The sequence below is a fragment of the Streptomyces sp. NPDC098101 genome (assembly GCF_044760185.1).
Taxonomy (GTDB): domain Bacteria; phylum Actinomycetota; class Actinomycetes; order Streptomycetales; family Streptomycetaceae; genus Streptomyces.
This window is the reverse complement of sequence record NZ_JBIWAS010000002.1, coordinates 564459-588301: the sequence shown is the minus strand read 5'-3', so window position 1 is coordinate 588301 and position 23843 is coordinate 564459. Positions and strand designations below refer to the sequence as shown.

21 protein-coding genes are annotated in these 23843 nt (G+C 75.1%); 7 read left to right on the top strand and 14 right to left on the bottom strand.

The features are described from left to right. Window positions 1-2 precede the first annotated feature (2 nt). From ACIQVI_RS09675 to ACIQVI_RS09645, 7 genes are all read right to left on the bottom strand, one after another. Window positions 3-371, bottom strand: coding sequence for a trypco2 family protein (locus ACIQVI_RS09675; protein WP_403593299.1), 369 nt, complete (start codon window positions 369-371; stop codon window positions 3-5). 95 nt (window positions 372-466) lie between these two features. Beyond that, window positions 467-1558: an RNA polymerase sigma factor gene (locus ACIQVI_RS09670; RefSeq protein ID WP_403593296.1), complete on the bottom strand. Its 1092-nt coding sequence runs from the start codon at window positions 1556-1558 to the stop codon at window positions 467-469. Window positions 1559-1632: 74 nt separating this feature from the next. After that, window positions 1633-3522 carry a DNA primase gene (gene dnaG, locus ACIQVI_RS09665; protein ID WP_403593293.1) on the bottom strand — a complete coding sequence of 630 codons (1890 nt, stop codon included), beginning with the start codon at window positions 3520-3522 and terminating at the stop codon, window positions 1633-1635. 26 nt (window positions 3523-3548) lie between these two features. Next, window positions 3549-4811: an FAD-dependent oxidoreductase gene (locus tag ACIQVI_RS09660; RefSeq protein ID WP_351970847.1), complete on the bottom strand. Its 1263-nt coding sequence runs from the start codon at window positions 4809-4811 to the stop codon at window positions 3549-3551. Window positions 4812-4938: 127 nt separating this feature from the next. Then, window positions 4939-6261 carry a deoxyguanosinetriphosphate triphosphohydrolase gene (locus ACIQVI_RS09655; RefSeq protein WP_403593289.1) on the bottom strand — a complete coding sequence of 441 codons (1323 nt, stop codon included), beginning with the start codon at window positions 6259-6261 and terminating at the stop codon, window positions 4939-4941. 36 nt (window positions 6262-6297) lie between these two features. Then, on the bottom strand, window positions 6298-7110 hold the full coding sequence (locus ACIQVI_RS09650) for a sirohydrochlorin chelatase (protein ID WP_403593286.1): 813 nt from the start codon (window positions 7108-7110) through the stop codon (window positions 6298-6300). A 1042-nt stretch (window positions 7111-8152) separates the two neighbouring features. Next, complete coding sequence (locus ACIQVI_RS09645; RefSeq protein WP_403593283.1) at window positions 8153-8626, bottom strand: GNAT family N-acetyltransferase; 474 nt, start codon at window positions 8624-8626, stop codon at window positions 8153-8155. Window positions 8627-8702: 76 nt separating this feature from the next. Here ACIQVI_RS09645 and ACIQVI_RS09640 point away from each other — a divergent pair, with 76 nt between their 5' ends. The 3 genes from ACIQVI_RS09640 to ACIQVI_RS09630 all read left to right on the top strand — a co-directional run bounded on the left by ACIQVI_RS09640 (window position 8703) and on the right by ACIQVI_RS09630 (window position 12356). Then, window positions 8703-9425, top strand: coding sequence for an aquaporin (locus ACIQVI_RS09640; RefSeq protein WP_403593279.1), 723 nt, complete (start codon window positions 8703-8705; stop codon window positions 9423-9425). A gap of 34 nt (window positions 9426-9459) precedes the next feature. Then, window positions 9460-10149 (top strand): vancomycin high temperature exclusion protein, encoded by a 690-nt coding sequence (locus ACIQVI_RS09635; RefSeq protein WP_403593276.1) that lies wholly within the window; start codon window positions 9460-9462, stop codon window positions 10147-10149. Window positions 10150-10253: 104 nt separating this feature from the next. Then, window positions 10254-12356 carry a molybdopterin oxidoreductase family protein gene (locus ACIQVI_RS09630; protein WP_403593273.1) on the top strand — a complete coding sequence of 701 codons (2103 nt, stop codon included), beginning with the start codon at window positions 10254-10256 and terminating at the stop codon, window positions 12354-12356. Here ACIQVI_RS09630 and cutA read toward each other — a convergent pair. Genes cutA through ACIQVI_RS09610 form a run of 4 tightly spaced genes read right to left on the bottom strand, consistent with a single transcriptional unit; the run spans window position 12343 to window position 17290 of the window. Beyond that, a complete protein-coding gene (gene cutA / locus ACIQVI_RS09625) occupies window positions 12343-13065 on the bottom strand; it encodes a divalent cation tolerance protein CutA (protein WP_403593270.1) in 723 nt (240 codons plus the stop codon). The genes ACIQVI_RS09630 and cutA overlap by 14 nt on opposite strands. Then, complete coding sequence (locus ACIQVI_RS09620; protein ID WP_403593265.1) at window positions 13062-14933, bottom strand: ABC transporter ATP-binding protein; 1872 nt, start codon at window positions 14931-14933, stop codon at window positions 13062-13064. Before ACIQVI_RS09620 ends, cutA begins: the two co-directional genes overlap by 4 nt. Next, entirely contained in the window at window positions 14930-16663 is a 1734-nt protein-coding gene (locus ACIQVI_RS09615) for an ABC transporter ATP-binding protein (protein ID WP_403593262.1), read from the bottom strand. The genes ACIQVI_RS09620 and ACIQVI_RS09615 overlap by 4 nt, the downstream gene beginning before the upstream one ends. Before the next feature lie 12 nt (window positions 16664-16675). Then, window positions 16676-17290, bottom strand: coding sequence for an NAD(P)H-dependent oxidoreductase (locus ACIQVI_RS09610; protein WP_351970838.1), 615 nt, complete (start codon window positions 17288-17290; stop codon window positions 16676-16678). A 117-nt stretch (window positions 17291-17407) separates the two neighbouring features. On the opposite strand from ACIQVI_RS09610, the gene ACIQVI_RS09605 reads away from it, so the two are divergent. The 3 genes from ACIQVI_RS09605 (at window position 17408) to ACIQVI_RS09595 (ending at window position 19789) form a co-directional block, all read left to right on the top strand. Continuing rightward, entirely contained in the window at window positions 17408-18217 is an 810-nt protein-coding gene (locus ACIQVI_RS09605; protein WP_403593258.1) for an aminotransferase class IV, read from the top strand. 265 nt (window positions 18218-18482) lie between these two features. Then, entirely contained in the window at window positions 18483-18995 is a 513-nt protein-coding gene (locus tag ACIQVI_RS09600) for a hypothetical protein (RefSeq protein WP_402441829.1), read from the top strand. 176 nt (window positions 18996-19171) lie between these two features. Then, on the top strand, window positions 19172-19789 hold the full coding sequence (locus tag ACIQVI_RS09595) for a class F sortase (RefSeq protein WP_403593255.1): 618 nt from the start codon (window positions 19172-19174) through the stop codon (window positions 19787-19789). A gap of 30 nt (window positions 19790-19819) precedes the next feature. Here ACIQVI_RS09595 and ACIQVI_RS09590 read toward each other — a convergent pair whose 3' ends face one another. Genes ACIQVI_RS09590 through ACIQVI_RS09580 form a run of 3 tightly spaced genes read right to left on the bottom strand, consistent with a single transcriptional unit; the run spans window position 19820 to window position 22347 of the window. After that, window positions 19820-20605, bottom strand: coding sequence for a sulfite exporter TauE/SafE family protein (locus ACIQVI_RS09590; protein ID WP_403593252.1), 786 nt, complete (start codon window positions 20603-20605; stop codon window positions 19820-19822). Window positions 20606-20642: 37 nt separating this feature from the next. Next, window positions 20643-20939 carry a hypothetical protein gene (locus tag ACIQVI_RS09585; protein ID WP_403593249.1) on the bottom strand — a complete coding sequence of 99 codons (297 nt, stop codon included), beginning with the start codon at window positions 20937-20939 and terminating at the stop codon, window positions 20643-20645. After that, window positions 20932-22347: a ferric reductase-like transmembrane domain-containing protein gene (locus tag ACIQVI_RS09580; protein ID WP_403593246.1), complete on the bottom strand. Its 1416-nt coding sequence runs from the start codon at window positions 22345-22347 to the stop codon at window positions 20932-20934. The genes ACIQVI_RS09585 and ACIQVI_RS09580 overlap by 8 nt, the downstream gene beginning before the upstream one ends. A 271-nt stretch (window positions 22348-22618) precedes the next feature. Here ACIQVI_RS09580 and ACIQVI_RS09575 point away from each other — a divergent pair, with 271 nt between their 5' ends. Further along, entirely contained in the window at window positions 22619-23842 is a 1224-nt protein-coding gene (locus tag ACIQVI_RS09575) for an NAD(P)/FAD-dependent oxidoreductase (RefSeq protein WP_403593243.1), read from the top strand. Window position 23843 lies beyond the last annotated feature (1 nt).

Sequence of the window (23843 nt, the reverse complement as noted above, 5' to 3'; positions counted from 1 at the left end):
GGTCAGTCCCAGGGCCGGGCGGCGGAGCCGTCGGCCGCCGGTGCCGGGGCGTCCCCGGGAGCGGGAACGGGCCGCCCGTCGCCCCTCCGGCGGACCCTGACGCGCTCGCCTCCCCGCGCCTCGTCCTTCACCTGGAGCGTCAGGGTCAGCGTCTGCCGACTCGTACGGCCCGCGGCCCCGCCCGCCTCCACGCCGCCGAGCGGGCCGACCTCGACCTTCACCCCGCCGTTGCCGTCCTGGCGGAACTCGACCTCGAGCGCCAGCTCCGCCTGTTCGATCTCGAAGCGGAACTGCTGCCCCGCGCCCTCGTCCTGCGCCGCGTACAGCTCACGCCGCAGCTCGGCCAGTGCCTTGGCCAGTGGAATCCCCACGTCGCACCCTTCCTCCGCGTGCCGCGCTCCCCGGCGGACGCGCCCTGACCGCAGTCTGGCCGACCCGGCCGCCCCTCCGCAGCCGCTTTCGGCGACTAGTCCAGGTAGCCCCTGAGCTGGTCCGCGTAGGCGTGGTCGCGGAGTTTGCCGAGGGTCTTGGACTCGATCTGGCGGATGCGTTCGCGGGTGACGCCGAAGAGTTGGCCTATCTCCTCCAGGGTGCGGGGGCGGCCGTCGTCGAGGCCGTAGCGGAGCTGGACGACCTTGCGTTCGCGTTCGCCCAGGGTGGAGAGGACGTCCTCCAGGTGGCGGCGCAGGAGGAGGAAGGCGGCGGACTCGACCGGGGAGGTGGCGTCGCCGTCCTCGATGAGGTCGCCGAGGGCGACGTCCTCCTCCTCGCCGACGGGGGTGTGCAGGGAGACCGGTTCCTGGGCGAGGCGGAGGACCTCCCCGATGCGCTCGGGGGGCAGGTCGAGCTGGGCGGCGACCTCTTCGGGGGTGGGCTCGTAGCCGCGTTCCTGGAGCATCCGGCGCTGGACGCGGACGACCCGGTTGATGAGCTCCACGACGTGGACGGGGACGCGGATGGTGCGGGCCTGGTCGGCGAGGGCCCGGGACATGGCCTGGCGGATCCACCAGGTGGCGTACGTGGAGAACTTGTAGCCGCGCGCGTAGTCGAACTTCTCGACGGCCCGGATGAGGCCCAGGTTGCCCTCCTGGACCAGGTCGAGCATGGTCAGGCCCCGGCCCACGTACCGCTTGGCGACGGAGACGACGAGGCGGAGGTTGGCCTCGATGAGCCGGCGCTTCGCGATCCTGCCGAGGACGACGAGGCGGTCCAGGTCGCCCGCGAGGCGGGTGTCCAGGTCCGGGGTGCCGGCCAGTTTCTCCTCGGCGAAGAGGCCGGCCTCGACGCGGCGGGCCAGTTCGACCTCCTCCTCGGCGGTGAGGAGCGGGATGCGGCCGATCTCGCGCAGGTACTGCCGGAAGAGGTCGGAGGAGGGTCCGTTGCCTCCGGGGTCCGGGCGGCCGCGCCGGGGCGCCGGGACCGCGGGCTCCTCCGCGTCCTCCACGCCGTTCACGTCCTCGACGGACTCTGCCCGGTCCTGCTGGTCCTGCTGGTCCTGCGGCACGGTCTGGGTCTGCACGGCGGGCGACCTCCAGGAGGAGCGGAACGGCACCGTCATCCAGTGTGGGGTACGACACATCGCCGCCACGAGGGGCGTGCGGTGACTTTTTGAGTCCGCCGGGTGACCGAGCGTCAGAGCGCGGCGGCGCCGTCGTTCCGCAGGGACTGTCCGTACTGGGTGAGCACCCACAGTTCGTTCTGCACGGCCGCGACCTTCTCCGGGTCGCCGTTCGGGCCGAGGCGGGCCAGGGCGCCCTGGACGTCGCGGATGCGGCGGTCGACGGCCCGCAGGCGGACCTGGACGAGCTGGGCGCCCGCGTAGACCTCGTCGATCGTCTTGGCGAAGATCGTCTCGACGGCGAGTTCGGTGACGAGGGCGCGGACGGCGTCGTCGGGGGCGGCCGCGCGGACCGCGTCGAGGTAGTCGGCGGGGGCGCCGGTGGCGCCGCCCGCGTCCTGGACGCACTGGCGGACGGCCGCGTAGGGCGGGGCGGTGAACTCGTCGATGCCGTAGGCGTCGAAGGCCGGGGAGACCAGTTCGGGCCGCTGGAGGGCGAGTTTGAGGAGTTCGCGCTCGGTGCGGTGGGCGGGGCTGCGCAGGTTGAGCGCGGGGCCCGGCGGTGCCACGGGGGCCTGGATGCGGGGCGCCTCGCGGCGCGGCCGGCCGTCCGACTGGCCCCGGCCGCCGCGGTCCCGCTGCCAGTGGGCGATCTGGCTGACCCGCTGCACGACGAACCGCTCGTCCATGATCCCGAGCATTCCGGCGAGTTGGACGGCGACGCCGTGCCGCACGGCCAGGTTCTTGAGCTTGGCGACGATCGGGGCGGCCTCGTCGAGGGCGGCGGCCCGGCCCGCCGGGGTCTCCAGGTCGTAGCGCCGGACGATCTGGCGGAGGGCGAACTCGAAGAGCGGGGTGCGGGGTTCGACCAGGTCCGCGACGGCCTCGTCGCCCTTGGCGAGCCGCAGGTCGCAGGGGTCCATGCCCTCGGGGGCGACCGCGATGTACGTCTCGGCGGCGAACTTCTGGTCGTCCTCGAAGGCGCGCAGGGCGGCCTTCTGGCCGGCGGCGTCGCCGTCGAAGGTGAAGATGACGCGGGCCGAGCCGTTGTCCATGAGGAGGCGGCGGAGGATCTTGACGTGGTCGCCGCCGAAGGCGGTGCCGCAGGTGGCGATGGCGGTGGTGACCCCGGCGAGGTGGCAGGCCATGACGTCGGTGTAGCCCTCGACGACGACGGCCCGGCTGGCCTTGGCGATGTCCTTCTTGGCGAGGTCGATGCCGTAGAGGACCTGGGACTTCTTGTAGATCGGCGTCTCGGGGGTGTTGAGGTACTTGGGCCCGTTGTCGTCGTCGCGGAGCTTGCGCGCGCCGAAGCCGACGATCTCGCCGCCGACGTCCTTGATCGGCCACATGAGCCGGCCGCGGAAGCGGTCGATGGGGCCCCGGCGGCCGTCCTGGGAGAGCCCGGAGAGGATCAGCTCCTTGTCGGAGAAGCCCTTGCCGCGCAGGAAGCGGGTGAGGTGGTCCCAGCCGGCCGGGGAGTAGCCGACGCCGAAGTGCTCGGCGGCGGCCTGGTCGAAGCCGCGCTCGGCGAGGAACTTCCGGCCGATCTCGGCCTCGGCGGAGCCGAGCTGCTCGGCGTAGAAGCGGGCGGCGACCTGGTGGGCCTCGATCAGCCGGATGCGTTCCCCGCGCTGGTGGCCGGGGTTGTAGCCGCCCTCCTCGTACCGCAGCGTGATGCCCGCCTTGGCGGCGAGGCGCTCGACCGTCTCCGAGAAGGAGAGGTGGTCGATCTTCATCACGAAGGCGATGGTGTCGCCGCCCTCCTGGCAGCCGAAGCAGTGGAAGAGTCCCTTGCTCGGGCTGACCTGGAAGGAGGGCGACTTCTCGTCGTGGAAGGGGCACAGCCCCTTGAGGTTCCCGCCGCCCGCGTTGCGCAGCTGGAGGTATTCGGACACGACGGCGTCGATCGGGACCGCGTCCCGTACCGCCTTCACGTCGTCGTCGTTGATCCTGCCTGCCACGCGTGAAGTCTACGGGGAGGGAGTGACTACGGGAGCAGGCTCTCCAGGGGTACGGAGGGGTCCGCGAGGGCCTCGGGGTCCACCGGCGTCCGGGAACGGATGAGGTTCTGGATCGGCTCTGTGACGTCCCACACGTTCACGTTCATCCCGGCGAGGACGCGCCCCTCCTTGAGCCAGAAGGCGATGAACTCGCGCTTGCCGGTGTCGCCGCGGACCACGACCTGGTCGTACGAGCCGGGGGGCGCCCAGCCCGAGTACTCCATGCCCAGGTCGTACTGGTCGGAGAAGAAGTAGGGCACCCGGTCGTACGAGACGGGCTTGCCGAGCATGGCGCGGGCGGCGGCGGGGCCGCCGTTGAGCGCGTTGGCCCAGTGCTCGACGCGGAGCCGGGTGCGGAGCAGCGGGTGGTGGGCGGCGGCCACGTCCCCGGCGGCGAAGACGTCCGGGTCGGAGGTGCGCAGGGACTCGTCGACGGCGACGCCGCCGCCGTCGGCCCGGTCGACGAGGGCGAGCCCGGAGTTCTCGGCGAGGGCGGTGCGGGGGGCGGCGCCGATCGCGGCGAGGACGGCGTGCGCCGGGTGCTCCTCGCCGTCGTCGGTGCGGACGGCGAGGACCAGGCCGTCCTGGCCGACGATCTCGGTGAGCCGGGCGCCGAAGTGGAAGCGGACGCCGTGGTCGCCGTGGAGGTCGGCGAAGAGCTGGCCCAGCTCGGGGCCGAGGACCCGGTGGAGCGGGGTGGGGTCGGCCTCGACGACGGTGACCTCGGCGCCGTAGCCGCGGGCGGCGGCGGCGACCTCCAGGCCGATCCAGCCGCCGCCGGCGATCACCAGGTGCCCGTTGTCCCGGCCGAGGCCGGCGAGGACCTGGCGGAGCCGGTCGGCGTGGGCGAGCCGGCGCAGGTGGTGGACGCCGGTGAGGTCGGTGCCGGGCACGTCGAGGCGGCGGGGCTCGGAGCCGGTGGCCAGGAGCAGCTTGTCGTAGCGGATGACGGTGCCGTCGCCGAGGCGGACCGTGCGGGCCTCGCGGTCGATCGCGGTGACGGCCTGCCCGAGGTGCAGCTCGACGTCGTTCGCCGCGTACCAGGCGGGCTCGTGGACGAAGGCGGCGTCGCGCTCCTTGTCCCCGGTCAGGTAGCCCTTGGAGAGGGGTGGGCGCTCGTAGGGGTGGTCGCGTTCGTCTCCGATGAGGATCACCCGGCCGTTGAACCCCTCGGCGCGCAGGGTCTCCGCCGCTTTGGCCCCTGCCAGGCCCCCGCCGACGATGACAAAGGTCTGATCTGCGTCGACCACGTCGTTTCCTCCTCGTTGCGACCGGTTCCAACCTACGCCCCCGGGCGTTCTTCGGGCCGTACCGCCCCGGGGCCGCTGTGAGCGTCCCGCACGGAGGGGAGCGGCGGAAGAGGGCCGTACGGGTCCCTCACCGCACCGGCGGGTGGTGCAGGCGGGCGTGGAGGGCGCGGGCGGAGGCGTCGGTGAGGGAGGCGATCTGGTCGACGATCACGCGCTTGCGGGCCCGGTCGTCGGGGGCCGTGTCGAAGGCGGCGCGGAACTGCGGTTCGAGTCCGTCGGGGGCGCGGGCGACGAGGGCCTCGGCGAGTTCGGCGACGATGATCCGCTGGTCGGCGCGGAGGGCCTCCTGCTCGGCGCGCTGCATCACGTACCGGACGGCGACGGCCTTGAGGACGGCGCACTCGTTGCGGGTCTCGCGGGGGACGACCAGCTCGGCGCCGTAGCGGGTGAGGCGGCCGGAGCCGTACGCCTGCCGCGTGGCGCCCTCGGCGGCGAGGCAGAAGCGGCCGATGAGCTGGCTGGTGGCGTCCTTGAGGCGGGCCTGGGCGACGGCCGAGCCGTCGTAGCCGTGCGGCCACCACTCCTGGTCGACGAGCCGGTCCAGGGCCTCGGCCAGCTCCTGCGGGTCGGTGTCCTCGGGGACGTAGCGGCCGATCGCGACCTGCCAGATGTCGGCGCGCTCGGGCTCGGCGAGGAGGAGGTTGGGGTCGATGTGCCCGGCGTGCAGGCCGTCCTCGAAGTCGTGGACCGAGTAGGCCACGTCGTCGGACCAGTCCATGACCTGGGCCTCGAAGCACTTGCGGTGGGCGGGGGCGCCCCGCCGGACCCACTCGAAGACGGGCAGGTCGTCCTCGTAGACGCCGAACTTGGGCGAGCCGGGGTCCTGGGGGTGGCCGCCGCGTCCCCAGGGGTACTTGGTGGCGGCGTCGAGGGCGGCCCGGGTGAGGTTGAGGCCGACGCTGACGAGGTCGCCGTCGGCGTCCTTGACGAAGCGCTTGGGCTCGATGCGGGTGAGGAGGCGGAGCGACTGGGCGTTGCCCTCGAAGCCGCCGCAGTCCTTGGCGACGTCGTTGAGGGCCTGTTCGCCGTTGTGCCCGAAGGGCGGGTGGCCCATGTCGTGGGAGAGGCAGGCGGCCTCGACCAGGTCGGGGTCGCAGCCGAGGGCGGCGCCGAGCTCGCGGCCGACCTGGGCGCACTCCAGGGAGTGGGTGAGCCGGGTGCGGGGGCTGGCGTCCCAGGCGTGGCTCCTGGTGCCGGGGGTGACGACCTGGGTCTTGCCCGCGAGGCGGCGGAGCGCGGCGGAGTGCAGCACGCGGGCGCGGTCGCGCTGGAAGGCGGTGCGGCCCGGCTGCTTGTCGGGCTCGGGGTCCCAGCGCTCGGTCGCGGCGGAGTCGTACCCGGGGATCTCGGGGGTGTCGGTGCTGTCCTTGGTGTCCTTGATGCCTTCCATGTCCCCGAAGGTAACCGGAGGGGCCGACAGAAGCGCTCAGACGGCGGCGAGTTCCCGCCCGCGGGCGGTGGCGGTGGCGAGGGCGCGGTCGTGGCGGTGGAGGACCAGGCGGGCGAGAGCCGGGTGGGCGCCGAGCGGCGCGGCCGCGATCCCGGGGGCGTGGGCGGCGGCGCGGGCGGCGAAGAGGCCGGGGGCGGTGAAGCAGGAGGCGACCGCGATCCGGTGGCGGCCCCGGGCGGCGAGGGCGGCGACGGCCTCGGGGACGGTGGGGGCGGCGGCGGAGGCGTACGCGGGGACGACGGGGACGCCGAGGCGCTCGCCGAGGAGGGCGGCGATGCGGCGGGTCTCGGCGCCGGAGCGGGGGTCGCGGGAGCCGGCGGCGGCGAGGACGACGCCGGCGGTGCGGCGGTCGTGCGCGCCGGGCCGCCCGTCCGGGGTCCAGCCCGCTTCGGCGAGGCGGCCGGCGAGGGCCTCGGCGAGGAGCGGGTGGGCGCCGAGGGGGTCGGCGACGCGGGCCCGGAGGCCGGGTGCGGCGGCGACGGCGGCGGGCAGGTCGTGGGTGACGTGGTGGCCGGGGGCGAAGAGGAGGGGGACGAGGACCGCCTCCCGGCCCTCGGCGGCGAGGGCGGCGAGGGTCTCGTCGAGGAGGGGGGCGTTCAGCTCGATGTGGGCGAGGCGGACGTCGAGCCCGGGGCGGAGCTCGCGGACCCGGTCGAGGAGCCGGAGCAGGGTGGCGCGGGCGCGCGGGTCGCGGCTGCCGTGACCGACGGCGACGAGGGTCGCCTGGCGGCGACCGGGGGCGGGGACGGGGGCGGGGCGGTGGTGCGCGGGGGCGGTGCGGTGGTGCATGGCGGGTGTACCTCCTCATGGGGCTTCCCCTGCGGGCGCCCGTACGGACGCACCCGGCCGGATCCCTCCGGGGGGCGGCCCCGGGGCGGGGCGGCCGCGCTCGGCGTAGTGGGCGAGTCGCCCGACGTGGTGGGCGAGTCGCCCGGCGTCGGCGGCGGGGTGCCCGGGGTGGTCGGCGGGGTGCCCGAAGCGGTCGGTGGGGTGCCCGGGGTGGTCGGCGGGGCTGTGCCCGGTGGAGTGGGCGGTGCTGTGCCCGGAGTGGTCGGCGGGGCTGTGTCGGGTGGCGTGGGCGGTGCTGTGCCCGGCGTCGGTGACGGGTCCGCGCCCGGCGTCGTCGGCGGGCGGGTGCCGGGCGGGGGCGCCCAGGACTCCGGCGGACGGGCGCCGGGCGGAGGGGTCCGTCCCTCCGGTGCTCGGGGCTCCGGTGACCGTTCCTCCGGGGCCCGGGACTTCGGTGTCCAGGTCTCCGGTGGCTGGGGTCCCAGGGCCCGGGGTTCGAGGGCCCGGGATTCCGAGGTCCGGGTCTCCGGGGCCCAGGTTTCCGAGGCCCAGGGTTCCGGCGTCCGGCGCTCCAGGGCCCAAGATTCCGGGGTCCAGGTCTCCAGCGTCCGGGCCTCCGGGGCCCAGGGTTCCGGCGTCCGGGTCTCCAGGGCCCGAGATTCCAGGGTCCGGGTCTCCAGGGCCCGAGGTTCCGGGGTCCGGGACTTCGGTGTCCAAGTCTCCGGTGGCTGGGGTCCCAGGGCCCGGGGCTCCGAAGTCCGGGACTTCGGCGTCCAGGTCTCCGGTGTCCGGGGTTCCGGGGTCCGGCTCTCCGGCGCCCGGGGCTCCGGGCACCGTGTCCCCAGGCGGCGGGGGCCGTGCGGGTGGAGTTCGCGCAGTCGGTCGCCGAGGTGTTCGGTGATTCTGGTGAGCAGTTCGGCGGTGGTGTCGAACGTGCTGTCCGGCTCCGTCATGGACCGATCCTGCGGGTCCCGCGTTGCCTGCCCGTTGCGCGGGGGTCACGGCTGTTTTCCGTGACCTCACCGGCGCCGGGCGCGCGCTGTCAGGACGTTTCCGGGTGCCACGCGTACCGGACGTCCGGCTCGCGTTCCTCGTTGCGCGCGCCGTCGGTGTGCTCGGCGGCGACGAATCCGTGCCGCTCGTAGAAGCGCCGCGCCGGGGCGTTGACCTGGAACGTCCAGAGCTCCAGGCCGTCCGGGCGGCGCCGCTTGGCCAGGTCCACGAGCCGGTCGCCGACGCCCCGGCCGCGCCACGGCGGGTCGACGTAGAGCTGGTCCAGCTCGCCGCCGTCCAGGACCATCACGGCGACGACCGCGTCCCCGGCCGCCGCCACCCAGGTCTCCCGGTGGGGGACGAGCAGCTCCCGGAACCAGGCCCCGACCTCGTCGTCGGTGTGCGCCCGGCGCACGTCCGGGAGCGCCGCCGCGTAGGAGCGCAGCCAGACCCCGGCCGCCTCGGCGGCGTCGGAGCCGGTCGCGCGGCGGAGGACGGGGGCGTCGGTCTTCGTGCTCTTCACGGTCCGGATCGTACGGACCCCGCACCCCTCCCCTCCCCCCTTTTTTCCTTCCGAATCACGGAATATCTTTTCCACCATGAGAATGTCCCCCGCGTCGCTCCCCCGGCGCGCCGCCGCCGAGTTCATCGGCACCGCCGCCCTCGTCGCCGTCGTCGTCGGCTCCGGCATCCGCGCCGACTCCCTCAGCCAGGACACCGGCGTCCGGCTGCTGGCCAACGCCTCCGCCTCCGCGCTCGGCCTCGGGCTGCTCATCGCCCTCATCGGCCCGCTCTCCGGGGCCCACTTCAACCCCGTCGTGACGCTCTCCGAGTGGTGGTCCCGGCGCCCCGGGAGCGGAGGGCGCGAGGCCCTCGCCTACATCGCCGCCCAGCTCGCGGGGGCCGTCGCGGGCGCCCTGCTCGCCGAGGCGATGTTCGGCCGGGCGCCCGGCGCCTGGGCCACCGAGCCCCGCTCGGGGCTCCATCTGCTGCTCGGCGAGGCCGTCGCCACCGCCGGGCTCGTCCTGGTCGTCCAGGGGCTGCGCCACACCGGCCGCCCCGGCCTCGCCCCGGTCGCCGTGGCGGGCTACATCGGCGCGGCGATCTGGTTCACCTCCTCCGGCTCCTTCGCCAATCCGGCGGCCACCGTCGGCCGTTCCCTCTCCGACTCCTTCACCGGGATCGCCCCCGCCTCGGTGCCCGCCTTCGCCGCCGCGCAGCTCCTCGGGATGCTGGGCGGCCTGGTCCTGGCGGGTGTGCTGTACGGAACAGACCGGGCGTCCGGTGAACCGAACCCGGCCGAAGCGCGTCGGACGGGGTGACAGCACACCCGTTCCCGTCCACGGAGGTTCCCGCATGTCGGCACGGTTCACCCGGTGGCTCCCCCGCACCGTCCGGGCCCGCCGCCGCGCCGTCCAGGCCGTGATGGCGGGCGCCGTCCTCGCCCTCCTGCCCGCGACCTGGATGCACACGGCCGCCGCCGGGAAGCTCCGCACCACCGCGGACGTGCCCGCCCGGGACGTCGCCGTCGTCTTCGGCGCCGGCCTGTGGAACGGGCGCCCCACCCCGTACCTCGCGCACCGGCTCGACACCGCCGCCGAGCTGTACCGCACGGGCAAGGTGCGGGTCCTGCTCGTCACCGGCGACAACAGCCGGACCGCGTACGACGAGCCCAGCGCCATGCGCGCGTACCTCACCGAGCGCGGGGTGCCGGACGGGCGGATCGTCAGCGACTACGCGGGCTTCGACACCTGGGACTCCTGCGTCCGGGCCCGGAAGGTCTTCGGCGTCGACCGGGCCGTCCTCGTCACCCAGGACTTCCACGTCAAGCGGGCCGTCGCGCTGTGCGGCCGGGCGGGCGTCGACGCGTACGGCGTCGGGGTTGCCGAGCCCCACGACCGCACCTGGTACTACGGCACCACCCGCGAGGTGTTCGCGGCGGGCAAGGCCGCCCTCGACGCCGGTCTGCGGCCCGATCCGCACTTCCTCGGCCCGGAGGAGAAGGGCGTCACGGAGGCGCTGGCCTCCCCGGACCCGACCCGCTGAGACGGGACCCCTCACCCTCCGCCGCCCGCCGGGCGGAGGGCATGGCACCGCGCCCGTAATACGCCGCGCCGCCCCGCGTAACACTCCCGTCCCACGCTGACGGCATGTCCGACGCCACCGCCGTCCCCACCCACTGCCCCTACTGCGCCCTCCAGTGCGGGATGTCGCTGCGTCCCACCGGTGCTCCGGAGGCGCCCGCCGAGGTGGTCGAGCGGACCGATTTCCCCGTCAACCGGGGCGCCCTGTGCGGCAAGGGCCGCACCGCCCCCTCCGTACTCTCCTCCCGGGTCCGGCTCACCGGGCCCCTGGTCCGAAGCCCTGACACGGGGGCCCTGGTGCCCGCGTCCTGGGAGGAGGCACTCGCCGCCGTCGCCGACGGGCTGCGCCGGACCCGCGCCGACCACGGACCCGATGCCGTGGGGGTCTTCGGCGGCGGCGGCCTCACCAACGAGAAGGCGTACTCCCTGGGGAAGTTCGCCCGGGTCGTCCTCGGCACCTCGCAGATCGACTACAACGGGCGCTTCTGCATGTCGTCGGCGGCCGCCGCGCACCAGCGGGCCTTCGGCCTCGACCGGGGCCTCCCCTTCCCCCTGGAGGACGTCCCGCGGACCGGGTGCGTGATCCTCGTCGGCTCCAACCTCGCCGAGACCATGCCGCCCGCCCTGCGCTACCTCACCGAACTGCGGGAGAACGGCGGGAAGCTGATCGTCGTCGACCCGCGCCGCACCCGCACCGCCGAGCAGGCCGACCTGCACCTGGCGCCGCGCCCCGGCACCGACCTCGCGCTCGCCCTCGGCCTGCTGCACCTCGTGGTGGCCGAAGGACGGGTGGACGAGGAGTTCGTCCGGGAGCGGACCGCCGGCTGGGCGGAGGCCCGCGCCGGGGCCATGTCCCACTGGCCCGAGCAGGTCGAGCGGATCACCGGCGTGTCCGTGCCGCTGCTGCGCGAGGCCGTCGCCCTGTTCTGCGACGCGCCCGCCGGCATGGTCCTCACCGCGCGCGGCCCCGAGCAGCAGTCCAAGGGCACCGACACCGTCGGCGCCTGGATCAACCTCTGCCTGGCCACCGGCCGGGCGGGCAGGCCGCTGAGCGGGTACGGCTGCCTCACCGGCCAGGGCAACGGCCAGGGCGGCCGCGAGCACGGCCAGAAGGCCGACCAGCTGCCCGGCTACCGCAAGCTCGACGACCCGGCCGCACGCGCGCACGTGGCCGGGGTGTGGGGCGTCGACCCGGAGTCGCTGCCGGGGCCGGGCCGGAGCGCGTACGAACTCCTCGACGCGCTCGGCGGGGACGTCAGGGCCCTGCTCCTGATGGGCTCCAACCCGGTGGTGTCCGCGCCGCGCGCCGCGCACGTCGAGGGGCGGCTGCGGTCGCTCGACTTCCTCGCCGTCGCGGACGTGGTGCTCTCCGAGACCGCCGCCCTCGCCGACGTCGTCCTGCCCGTCACCCAGTGGGCGGAGGAGACCGGCACCCTGACCAATCTGGAGGGGCGCGTCCTGCTCCGCCGCCGGGCCCTCGACCCGCCCGCCGGGGTGCGGAGCGACCTGGAGGTGCTGCACGGGCTCGCGGAGCTCCTCGGACACGGGAAGGGCTTCCCGACCGATCCCGAGGAGGTCTTCGAGGAGCTGCGCCGGGCCTCGGCGGGCGGTCCCGCCGACTACGCGGGCATCGGCTACCGCCGCATCGAGGAGGAGCGGGGCGTCTTCTGGCCCTGCCCCGACGCGGAGCACCCCGGGACGCCCCGGCTGTTCCTGGACCGGTTCGCCACGCCCGACGGACGGGCCCGGTTCGTGCCGGTGACGCACCGGGCGGCGGCCGAGGAGACGGACGCCGAGTACCCGGTCGTCCTGACCACGGGCCGGGTGGTGTCCCAGTACCAGTCGGGGGCGCAGACCCGGCGGGTGGACGAGCTGAACGCGGCGGCGCCCGGCCCCTTCGTGGAGCTGCACCCCCGGCTGGCCGAGCGGATCGGGGTGGCCGAGGGCGAGCGGATCACGGTGGTCTCGCGGCGCGGCCGGGCCGTCGCGCCGGCCCGGATCACCGCGTCGATCCGGCCGGACACCGTCTTCATGCCGTTCCACTGGGCGGGCGAGGGCCGGGCCAACACGCTGGTCAACCCGGCGCTCGACCCGGTCTCCCGGATGCCGGAGTTCAAGGTGTGCGCGGTGCGCCTGGAGCGCGCGGGGAACGCCGCTACGGGCGGTTGAACCAGTCCCCGCTCTCGATGACCGGGCCCAGGGGCGCGTCCGGGCCCGCCAGGAAGACCCAGGCGGCCACCCGCGCCCCGTCCCCGGTCCGTACGACGTCCTTCGCCACCCGCTCGTAGCCGACGGGCAGCTCCAGGCGGTCGAGGAGGCCGAACAGCTCGCCGTAGGCGCCGGGCGCGGGCGTGAGCAGCGTCCCGACCACCCGCCCCTTCTCGGCCGGGACGACGTACGGATAGCCGGGCCCGTCGTACAGGACCGCGCCGTCGAGCACGGCGTCCGCCTCGGCGCCGATCCGGCCCGCGAGGAACCGGTCGTGGTTGTACGCGCCCGGGCGGAGCGTCCCGTACACGAAGAACGGCAGCTCGTCGGAGACCACCGGGCCCTCGACCGCCGGGTCCCGCGAGGTCTCCCGCTCGACCCAGCGGGCGTACCCCTCGCTCGCCCGGACGGTCCGGGCGGCGAGGATCTCGGGGGTCTCGTAGTCGTGGGCGGCGAGGAGGTGGGCCTCCAGGGCCGGGTAGCGGGCCTCGGTGGTCTTGAACTCCACCTGCCACTCCTCGGTGGTCTCGATCGCGCCCCGCCAGTGGTAGACGGAGGCGACGGGCCCCGAGACCTGCGCGCAGGCGGCGAGCCGGGCCTCGACGGCGCCGCGCGCCAGGGCGTCGGCCTTGGCGCGCGCGTCGGTGGTGGTGCGGACGGTGACGATCACGTCTCCACCGTACGGGCGAACTGGGCCGCGTGCAGCCGGGCGTAGGCCCCTCCGGCGGCGAGCAGCTCCTCGTGGCCGCCCTGCTCGGCGATCGCGCCGCGCTCCATCACCAGGATGGTGTCGGCGTCCCGGATCGTGGAGAGCCGGTGGGCGACGACGAAGCTGGTGCGGCCCGCGCGCAGCGAGGACATGGCCCGCTGGACGAGGAGTTCGGTGCGGGTGTCGACGGAGCTGGTGGCCTCGTCGAGGACGAGGATCACCGGGTCGGAGAGGAAGGCGCGGGCGAGGGTGACCAGCTGCTTCTCGCCGGCGCTGAGGCCGCCGCCGTCCTCGTCCAGGACGGTGTCGTAGCCGTCGGGCAGGGTGCGGACGAACCGGTCGGCGTGGGCGGCCCGCGCCGCCGCGACGATCCGCTCGCGGGAGACCTCGCCGGGGACCCCGTAGGCGATGTTCTCGGCGATGGTGCCGCCGAAGAGCCAGGTGTCCTGGAGGACCATGCCGGTGCGGGAGCGCAGCTCCTCGCGGGTCATCGCGGCCGTGTCGACGCCGTCGAGGGTGATCCGGCCGCCGGTCGGCTCGTGGAAGCGCATCAGCAGGTTGACCAGGGTCGTCTTGCCGGCGCCCGTGGGGCCGACGACGGCGACGGTCCGGCCGGGCTCGACGGTCAGGGAGAGGTCCTCGATCAGTGGCCGGTCGGGGTCGTGGCGGAAGGAGACCTCCTCGAAGGAGACCCGGCCGCGCAGCGGTTCGGGGCGCAGGGGCTCGGCCGGGTCGGGGGTCTCCTCCTCGGCGTCGAGGAGGTCGAAGACCCGCTCGGCGGAGGCCACCCCGGACTGGAGCAGGTTGGCCATGGCGGCGATCTGGGTGACGGGGCCGTTGAACTCGTACGAGTACTGGACGAAGGCCTGCACGTCCCCGACGGTGAGCGTGCCGCTCGCCACCCGCAGGCCGCCGACCACGGCGACGGCCACGTAGTTCAGGTTCCCGACGAAGGTCAAGGCGGGCTGGATGAAGCCGGAGACGAACTGGGCGCGGAAGCTCGCCCGGTACAGCTCCTCGCCCAGCTCGTCGAAGCGGCGCACGGCCTCCTCGCGCCGTCCGAAGGCGACGACCTCGGTGTGGCCGGTGACCATCTCCTCGACGTGGCCGCCGAGCCTGCCGGTGACCGCCCACTGCTTCACGAACTGCGGCTGGGCGCGCCGTCCGACGAGGGCGGCGACGGCGAGGGAGACGGGCACGGTGGCGAGGGCGACGAGGGCGAGCAGCGGGGAGATCCAGAACATCATCGCGAGGACGCCGACCAGGGTGAGCAGGGCGCGCACCATCTGGCTGAAGGCCTGCTGGAGGGTCTGGGTGATGTTGTCGATGTCGTTGGTGGTGCGGGAGAGGACCTCGCCGCGCGGCTGCCGGTCGAGGTGGGAGAGGGGCAGCCGGGCCAGCTTGTGCTGGGCCCGCTCGCGCAGCCGGTGTCCGGCCCGCTGGACGACGGCGGTGGCGATCCGCTGCTGGATCCAGAGGAAGACGGACGAGCCGAGGACGACGGCGGCGGAGAGGGCGAGGACCCGGGCGACGGCCGTGAAGTCGACCCCGGCGGGGCGGGTGACGCCGGTGACGACGAGGTCGGTGGCGCGGCCGAGGAGGAAGGGGCCGAGGACGGAGAGGGCGACGCCGGTGGCGCCGGCGGCGACCAGGGCGACCAGCCGGGCCCGGTCGGGGGCGAGGGTGCGCAGCAGGCGCAGGCCGGAGGCGCGGAAGGAGAGGGAGCGTTCGAGGGAGGGGACGGCGAGGCCGGGGCCGCGCTGGGGCGGGGGGCCGGTGCGGGCGGGCGCCGCGCTCCGGGGGGTGCGGGGCTTCGTGGTGGTGCTCACGCGGCTTCCTCCTCGGTGAGCTGGGAGAGGACGATCTCCCGGTAGGTGGGGTCGTCCCGCAGGAGGGAGGCGTGGGTGCCGGTGGCGACGACCCGGCCCCGGTCGAGGACGACGATCCGGTCGGCGTGGCGGACGGTGGAGACGCGCTGGGCGACGACGACCACGGTGGAGCCGGCCGTCTCCCGGGCGAGCGCGGCCCGCAGCAGGGCGTCGGTGCGGGGGTCGAGGGCGGAGAAGGAGTCGTCGAAGAGGTAGAGGCGGGGGCGGGCGACGAGGACGCGGGCGATGGCGAGCCGCTGGCGCTGGCCGCCGGAGAAGTTGGCGCCGCCCTGGGAGACGGGCGCGTCGAGCCCTTCGCCGAGTTCCCGGACGAAGTCGGCGGCCTGGGCGGTCTCCAGGGCGTGCCACAGCTCCTCGTCGGTGGCGTCGGGCCTCCCGTAGCGGAGGGTGGAGGCGATCGTGCCCGAGAAGAGGTACGGCTTCTGGGGGACGAGTCCGACGGTCCTCGCCGTGAGGGCGGGGTCGAGGGTGCGGACGTCGGCGCCGTCGACGAGGATGCGGCCCTCGGTGGCGTCGAAGAGGCGGGGCACGAGCCCGAGGAGGGTCGACTTGCCGCTGCCGGTGGAGCCGACGATCGCGGTGGTCTCGCCGGGCCGGGCGACGAGCCCGACGCCGTGCAGGACGGGTTCCTCCGCGCCGGGGTAGCGGAAGCCGACGCCGTCGAGTTCGAGCCGGCCGGGGCCGTGGAGCTCGCGGACCGGGTGCTCGGGCGGGACGACGGAGGAGCGGGTGTCGAGGACCTCGCGGACGCGCTCGGCGCCGGCCTCGGCGCGCGGCATGTGCATCAGGAGGAAGAGGGTCATCATCACGGACATGGCGGTCTGGAGCAGATAGCCGAGGAAGGCGACGAGCCCGCCCGGCTGGAGGGCGCCGGAGTCGATGCGGTGGGCGCCGACGTACACCAGGGCGACCGTGGTCAGCTCCCAGATCACCAGGACGACGGGGAACATGAGGGCCTGTAACCGGCCGGCCCGCAGGCCGACGGCGAACAGCTCGTCGTTGGCGGCGGCGAACCGTTTCCGCTCGTGCCGGTCGCGGACGAAGGCGCGGACGACCCGGACGCCGGTGATCTGTTCGCGCAGGATCCGGTTGGTCAGGTCGACGCGGAGCTGCATCCCCCGGAAGAGGGGCCTCATGCGCAGCACGACGGTGCCGACGGCCCCGGTCATGACGGGCACGAAGAGGACCAGGACGAGGGCGAGCGGCACGTCCTGGCGCAGGGCCATGGCGATCCCGCCGACGCACAGGAGCGGGGCGGCGACCAGCATCGTCAGGACGAGGACGGCGAACGTCTGGATCTGCTGGACGTCGTTGGTGGTGCGGGTGATGAGGGAGGCGGCGCCGAAGCGGCCCCGCTCCCGGGCGGAGAAGTCCTGGACGCGGCGGAAGACCTCGGAGCGCAGGTCGCGGGCGACGCCCATGGCGATCCGGGCGCCGACGTAGGTGGCGGCGGCGGCCGCCGCCACCTGGAGGAGGGTGACGGCGGCCATCCGGGCGCCCCCGGAGAGGATCCGGCCGGTGTCGCCGCGCAGGACGCCGTGGTCGATGACGCCGGCGTTGAGGGCGGGCAGGGCGAGGGAGGCCAGGGTCTGGACGAGCTGGAGGGCGACGAGGAGGACGAGGAGGGGCCGGTACGGCCGGAGGCGGGGAAGCAGGAGCCGGAAGAGCACGGTGCCGCCTCCTCACGCGCCGTACGGGCGGACGGACTTGGCGTCCCTGAGGGCGTGGCCCCACCAGGCGAGCTGGTCGAGGAGGGTCTTGGCCGCGCCCTCGGCGCCGTCCGGGTCCTTGTGCCGCCCGTCCTCGTCGAACTGGCCGTGGGCGTGGTGGAAGGAGACGGTGTCGCGGACGGTGACGGCGTGCATCTCGGCGAAGACCTGGCGGAGCTGCTCGACGGCCCGCAGACCGCCGGAGATCCCGCCGTAGGAGACGAAGCCGACGGGCTTGGCCTGCCACTCGGTGTAGTGCCGGTCGATCAGGTTCTTGAGGGAGGCGGGGAAGGAGTGGTTGTACTCGGGGGTGAGGACGACGAAGGCGTCGGCGGCTTCGAGGACCGGGGTGACCTTGGCGAGTTCGGCCCGGACGGCCGGGGAGGGCTCGTACGAGAGGGAGGTGGGGAGGTCGACCCCGGCGAGGTCGACGACCGTGACGGCGAAGTCCTCGCGCCCGGCGAGGCGGGCGAGGAACCAGTCGGCGAGGACGGGGGCGAACCGGCCTTCGCGGTCGCTGGCGACGACGAGGGCGAGGGAGAGGGGGGCGGAAGGGACGGAGGGCCGTGTGGCGTTCGTGAGGTCCATGTCGATGATCGTGGTACCTCAAGTTTGGTTGAGGTCAAGCGGTTGCCGGGGGCGGGGTCTTCCGGGCCGCACGAAGCCGCGCGAAGGGGCCGGGTCGGGGCCCCTACGGTGGGAAACATGACGCCCCCTCCGATCCCTCCCACGCCCCCCGTCTCCCCCGCTGACGACCGCGTCCACGTCGAGGCCGACGGCGTCCCGGTGGCCGGTCCGGAGCTCCTCGGCGCCCTCATGAGCGGCTACGGCCACTTCACGGCGATGCAGGTGCGGGACGGCCGCGTGAAGGGGCTCGGGCTCCACCTGGAACGGCTCGACCGCTCGACCCGCGAGCTCTTCGGCCGGGGACTCGACGGCGGCCGGGTCCGTGAGCTGGTGGCCGGGGCCCTGGAGGCCGCCGGGCGGCGGGACGCCTCGGTCAGGGTGTACGTGTACGAGGGACCCCGCACGGTCGTGACCGTCCGCGCCCCGGCCCCGGACGGCCCCGGCGCCCCGCAGCGCCTGAAGAGCGTGGCGTACGGGCGTCCGGCCGCGCACCTCAAGCACCTGGGCGGCTTCGGGCAGCGGTACCACGGCGAGGCGGCCCGGCGCGCGGGGTACGACGAGGCCCTGCTGACCTCCCCGGCCGGGGAGGTCTCCGAGGGCGCGGTCTCCAACATCGCCTTCTGGGACGGGACTTCGCTGGTATGGCCGTCGGCGCCCTGCCTCCTCGGCATCACCATGACCCTCCTGGAGCCGCGCCTGGGGTCGGTCCGGCGGCCGGTCCTCCTGGCCGACCTGCCCCGCTACCGGGCCGCGTTCACGACCAGCTCGCGGACGATCGCGCCCGTGACGGCGGTCGACGGGGTGGCGTTCGCGGTGGACGGGGAGCTGATGGAACGGGTGCAGGCGGCGTACGGGAGCGTGCCGCCGGAGGAACTGCGGGCCGGGTAGCCCCGGCGGCGCGGGCCCGGTCCCGGCCCCTCGCCGTCACCCGTTCGGCACGACTCGCCCGGCGGCGTCACGAAACCGCCCTCCACCTGCGCAAACGTCCGGAATCCAGTCGACACGCCGTGCCGTAGGGGTCTTTTCTGATGCCTCATCAGCAGGCGGCGGGCGGGCGGGGGGCTTTGGCTCGGTCGCAGAAGGTCCGGATCCGGGAAGTCCCTCCCGGGAGGACCGCCCCGGCATGACCGTTCGCGCGCTCCGGAGGACCCCCATGCGCACCACTGCCCGTCTGCTCACCGGTACCGCGCTGACGGTCGCCGCGATCGGGGCGTTCGCCGTCCCGGCGGCGCACGCCGGTGACGAGTGGAACGAATCCCTCGAAATCTATCCGTCGTCCGCGTCCCCGGGCACCACGGTCACCGTGAACACCCTCGCCTGCGGCAAGAACGGGCGGGGCGTCGGCGACGCGAACTCGCTCGGCGCGGGCGACTTCCACCTGAAGCCGAGCACGCACAAGGAGGTCGTGGTCGGCCAGTTCACCGTGCCCCAGCACGCCAAGGCGGGCACGTACGGCATCAGCGTGGCCTGCGACAACGGCAAGACGGCCCGGGGCGACCTGACCGTCACGCACCGGCGTCCCAGCGGCCACGTCCAGACGGGTGTCGGGGGCAGCGTCGGCCCCGACACCACCCAGGTCGCGGCGGGCGCGGCGGTGCTGGCCGCGACCGCCGTCGGTGGTGCCTGGTTCCTGCGCCGCCGGGCGAGCGGCGCGCGGGGACACTGAGGCACCGCCCCGTCCTGCCCCCGCCGCACGCCCGTACGGGCCCGGCGGGGGCAGGACCACATCCCGGCGCGTTCCGGCGGCGCGCCGGAGAGCGGCACGCCGGAGAGCGGCGCATCGCGAAGACGTGTCGCGAAGACGTGTCGCGAAGACGCATCGAGAAGGCGGAAGGGATCCAGGTGAGCAACAGGAGCAAGGGCTGGGCCTTGGCGGTGGCCGCCTGCGTGGGTCTCTGGCTCGTCCAGAACGGCTCGGAGAGCGTCACCCCGCCCGTGCCGTCCGCCGCCCAGGCCTTCGCCGCCGGTCCGAGCGTCCACACCGACGCCGCCGCCGACCCGCTGCCGCCCTCGGCCCCCGTACGGCTGCGCATCCCCGAGACCGACGTGGACACCCCGATGACGGGGCTGGGCCTGGCGGCGGACGGCACCCTCGAAGTGCCGCCGGCCGGGGACCGGAACCTGGCGGGCTGGTACGAGGGCGGCACCACGCCCGGCGCGAAGGGCACGGCGGTCGTCGCGGGCCACGTCGACAACGCGGACGGCCCCGCCGTCTTCTACACCCTCGGGGCGCTCAAGAAGGGCCACCGGATCGAGGTGGACCGGGAGGACGGGCGCACCGCCGTGTTCACCGTCGACGCGGTCGAGGTGTACGAGAACGACGCCTTCCCGAGCGGCAAGGTGTACGGCGAGGCGGACCGGGCCGAGATCCGGGTGATCACCTGCGGCGGCGGCTTCTCGAAGAAGAACGGCTACCAGGGGAACGTGGTCGCCTTCGGACACCTCATCGGCGTCAAGTAGCCCCCCACACACACCGGCCGGACCGGCGCCTCACGCCCACTGGTCGAAGGCGAGCTTCGCGACCAGGGAGAGCACGACCACGAGCAGCACGCCCCGGACGAACTCCGCGCCCTTGCTCAGCGCCATCCGGGCGCCGACCGTCCCGCCGACCAGGTTGAAGACCGCCATGACGGCGGCGAGCTGCCAGTAGACCGTGCCCTGGTACGCGAACATCGCGAGGGCGCCCGCGTTGGTGCAGACGTTGACGATCTTGGCGGTGGCGGAGGCGGTCACCAGGTCGAGGTGGAGTACGGCGGTCAGGGCGAGGACCAGGAAGGTGCCGGTGCCCGGCCCGAACAGGCCGTCGTAGAAGCCGATCCCGCCGCCGACGACCACGATCGCGGTGACGATCCGGGCCCGGGTCAGCGGCGCCCGCTCCTCCCCCTCGGCCCGTACGCCGAAGGAGGGCCGGAGCATCACGAAGGCCGCCACCCCGAGCAGCACCACCATGATCACCGGGCGCAGCACGTCGCTGCTGATCCCGGCGGCGAAGAAGGCGCCCGCCATGGAGCCGGCGAGGGCCGCGAGGCCGATCCGCACCGCCGTCCGGACCTGGACGGGCGCCCTGCGGACGTAGGTGACGGCGGCCCCGGTGGTGCCGACGATGGCGACGGCCTTGTTCGTGCCGAGGACCTGCGCGGCCGGGACGTGCGGGAGCCCGAGCAGCAGGGCGGGCAGCAGGAGCAGCCCGCCGCCGCCCACCACGGCGTCGATCCAGCCCGCGACGAGCGCGGCGAGGCAGAGCAGGACGAGCGTGGTCAGCGATATCTCGGGCATGACCGTGAGCCTAGGGACGAGATCGTTGGCCCGTCCATCAATCCCGGGAGAGTTGAGCTACGTCAGAGCTTGCGGTGCCCGGCGGGCGGTCGGGCGCGGGCGGGGCGGCCGGGGTGACGGCGGCGGTGAGCAGGGTCGCGGCGAGCGCCCCGGCGCCGAGCAGCCCGGCGGCGAGGCGTCGCCGGGCCCGCTCCACCGGGGAGGGCGGGGCGCCGTGCCTGGCCGAGGCCGAAGCCCTGCCAGGAGTCCTGACCGGAGTCCTGACCGGAGTCCTGACCGGAGTCCTGACCGGGGTCCTGACCGGAGTCTTGGTCACGTTCGTGGGTCTACGCATGGTCGAAGTCCTCGCTGTGGATGCGGGAGGCCGGCACCCCGGCCCGGCGCAGGGAGGCGGTCGCGGCCCGGGCCATCGCGGGCGGGCCGCACAGGTACACGTCGTGGGCGGCGAGTTCGGGCACGAGGTTGCGCAGGGCGCGCGGGGCGAGCGGGTCGAAGGAGCCGTCGGAGGGGCCGAGGAGGAAGTGCAGGGCGGCCCGCCGTTCGCGGGCGATGGACTCCAGCTCCTCGCGCAGGACGACGGCGGAGGCGTCCGACGCGCGGTAGAGGAGGGTGACGTCGCCGGGCCCGCCGGGCAGCGTCTCGAAGAGGGCCCGCAGCGGGGTGATGCCGACCCCGCCCGCGAGCAGCAGGACCTTGCGGCGGGTGCGGCGATGGGCGGTGAGCGCCCCGAAGGGCCCGGAGGCGAGGACGCGGGTGCCGGGGCGGAGCCGCCGGACCCGGCGGGTGTGGTCGCCGAGCGCCTTGACGGTGATCCGCAGGGTGTCGTCGCGGACGGGCGCGGAGAGCGAGAAGGGGAGGGCGGTGGCCCACAGGCCGCGCCGCAGGAAGCGCCAGCGGAAGAACTGGCCGGGTTCGGCGCGCAGTTGGTCCACCCCCTTGCCCCGGACCAGGACCGAGACGACCCCGGGGCCCTCGTCGCGGACCTCGGCGACCCGCAGGTCGTGGCGGAGCGCGGCGCGGGCGGGGACGACGATCCGGTACCAGAGGAGGAGGACGGCGACGGTGGCGTGCGCCATGGACCAGAGCCAGCGGGTGAGCAGGCCGCCGGCGATGTCGGGGCCCGCGAGCTGGTGGACGAAGCCGAGCGCGGCGGCGAGCAGGGCGCCGAGGTGGACGGCCCGCCAGGTCTCGTGCCGGAGCCTGCGGCGTACGGAACGGGCGGAGGTGATTCCGACGGCGGCGAACAGGGCGGTCCCAGCGGTGGCGGCGGCGACGGCCCCGTACGACAGCAGGTCCCCGGTGGCGGTGACCAGGTCGGCGTGGGTGTGGACGGCGTGGCCGCAGAGGGCGAGGACGGCGTGGGCGGCGATCAGGCCGAGGACGTACCGGCCGCCGAGGGCGTGCCAGCGGGCGAGCCGGTCGGCGCCGACGCCGTGCTCGACGGCCGGGACCCGGGCCATGAGCAGCAGCAGGACGAGGACGCCGTATCCGCCGAGGAGGCCGGTGAGGTGGGCGCCGGAGGCGAAGAGGACGTCGAGCCGGGCGGAGGGCCGGGCCTGGAGGCCCCAGAGGAGGCCGACGGCCCCGGCCCCGGCGACGATGCCGGTCCGCAGCCGCCCGGGGGCGAGCCGGAGGGCGGGGACGGGCGGGGCCGGAGGACGCCGGCGGCGGGGCCCGGCGGTCTGCGGCACGGTGAGGGGTACGTAGAGAGGGTGGCTGGCCTCGGTGGTCACATCCGGCACCCTAGGTCCGCCCGTATACGGGAATCCGCAGCTCAGCCGCGTCCGTCCGATCCTTAAGGCGGGCTTGAGGCGAGGCTGACCACGGGTTAACCCGGGGACGGGGCCTGCGGCACCTCATAGCGGCCGGGGCGGGCCCGGCGGCACCCCGCAGCGGCCGGAGGCGGTTCCCCCGGCCCCTCACAGCGGCCGGGGCCGGGGGCGGAGATCAGCGTTCCGTACGGGAAACAGACGGGATGCCGTCGGGTAACACCGGCCGCGCACGCTTCCGGTCATGAGTACACGGATCGTGGTGGTCGGGGGCGGGACGGCGGGCGCCCGGCTCGCCCGGCGCCTGCCCGTCACCCTCCTCGGCGAGGAGCCGCACGCACCGTACAACAGGGTGCTGCTCGCCGACGTCCTCGCCGGGCGGTACGCCCCCGAGGTGATCGCGCTGCCCGGGACCCGCGGGCCGGCCCGGCTCGGGACCCGGGCGGTGCGGATCGACCGGGCGGCACGGACGGTGGAGTGCGCGGACGGCTCGCGCGTCGGCTACGACCGCCTGGTCCTGGCGACGGGCTCGAACCCGGTGCTGCCGCCGCTGCGCGGACTGCGCGGGGCGGCGCTCCCGGCGGGCGTCCACCCCTTCCGTACGCTCGACGACTGCCTGGCGCTGCGCGCGGCGGTACGGCCCGGGGTGCGGGCCGTGGTCGTCGGCGGCGGGCTCCTCGGGGTGTCGGCGGCCCGGGCGCTCGCGGCGCTCGGCGCGGACGTGGTCCTCGCCCAGCAGGGCGAGCGCCTGATGGAGCGCCAGCTCGACGCCCACGCCTCGGCGCTGCTCCGGGAGCACGTCGAGTCCCTCGGGGTCGAGGTGCACACCGAGTGCCGGGTCGGCGGGCTGCGGCAGCGGGACGGGGCGGTCACGGCGGTCGAACTCGCCGACGGCTTCGTGCTCGACGCGGGGGTCGTGGTCCTGGCCTGCGGGGTGCGGCCCCGGGTGGCCCTGGCCCGGGAGGCGGGGCTCGACGTCGCCACCGGGATCGTGGTCGACGACGAGCTGCGGACCTCCGACCCGCTGGTCCACGCGGTGGGCGACTGCGCGGAGCACGCGGGCCGGGTCTACGGCCTCGCGGGCCCGGCCCTCGAACAGGCCGACGCGCTGGCGGAGGTGCTGGCGCGGGAGACCGGGACCGGGGCCTCCGACGCGCCCGCGCCCACGGCACCGGCCGCCTACACCGGCACCCGCTCCCTCACCCGGCTCACCCTCACCGGTCCGCGCCCCCTCGACCTGGCCGCCTTCGGCGAGGTCACCGCGCGGCCGGGCGACGACACCGTCCAGCTCACCGACCCCACCCGGGGCGCGTACCGCAAGGTCGTCGTCCGGGGCGACCGGCTCGTCGGGGGCGTCCTCCTCGGCGACCTGGCCGCGGTCGGCACGCTCGCCCGGGCCTGGGAGGGCGACGAGGCCCTCCCCGAGGCCCCCCTGCTCCACCTGCTCACCCACGACGGAGGCTCCTGAC

Bases quoted from the DNA above. Each gene is read 5' to 3' on its own strand.
- ACIQVI_RS09640 (WP_403593279.1), top strand. From the start codon at position 8,703: ATGAGAATGTCCCCCGCGTCGCTCCCCCGGCGCGCCGCCGCCGAGTTC.
- ACIQVI_RS09575 (WP_403593243.1), top strand. From the start codon at position 22,619: ATGAGTACACGGATCGTGGTGGTCGGGGGCGGGACGGCGGGCGCCCGG.
- ACIQVI_RS09610 (WP_351970838.1), bottom strand. From the start codon at position 17,290: ATGGACCTCACGAACGCCACACGGCCCTCCGTCCCTTCCGCCCCCCTC.
- ACIQVI_RS09600 (WP_402441829.1), top strand. From the start codon at position 18,483: ATGCGCACCACTGCCCGTCTGCTCACCGGTACCGCGCTGACGGTCGCC.
- ACIQVI_RS09650 (WP_403593286.1), bottom strand. From the start codon at position 7,110: ATGCACCACCGCACCGCCCCCGCGCACCACCGCCCCGCCCCCGTCCCC.
- ACIQVI_RS09630 (WP_403593273.1), top strand. From the start codon at position 10,254: ATGTCCGACGCCACCGCCGTCCCCACCCACTGCCCCTACTGCGCCCTC.
- ACIQVI_RS09655 (WP_403593289.1), bottom strand. From the start codon at position 6,261: ATGGAAGGCATCAAGGACACCAAGGACAGCACCGACACCCCCGAGATC.
- ACIQVI_RS09585 (WP_403593249.1), bottom strand. From the start codon at position 20,939: ATGCGTAGACCCACGAACGTGACCAAGACTCCGGTCAGGACCCCGGTC.
- ACIQVI_RS09635 (WP_403593276.1), top strand. From the start codon at position 9,460: ATGTCGGCACGGTTCACCCGGTGGCTCCCCCGCACCGTCCGGGCCCGC.
- ACIQVI_RS09670 (WP_403593296.1), bottom strand. From the start codon at position 1,558: ATGACGGTGCCGTTCCGCTCCTCCTGGAGGTCGCCCGCCGTGCAGACC.
- ACIQVI_RS09605 (WP_403593258.1), top strand. From the start codon at position 17,408: ATGACGCCCCCTCCGATCCCTCCCACGCCCCCCGTCTCCCCCGCTGAC.
- ACIQVI_RS09590 (WP_403593252.1), bottom strand. From the start codon at position 20,605: ATGCCCGAGATATCGCTGACCACGCTCGTCCTGCTCTGCCTCGCCGCG.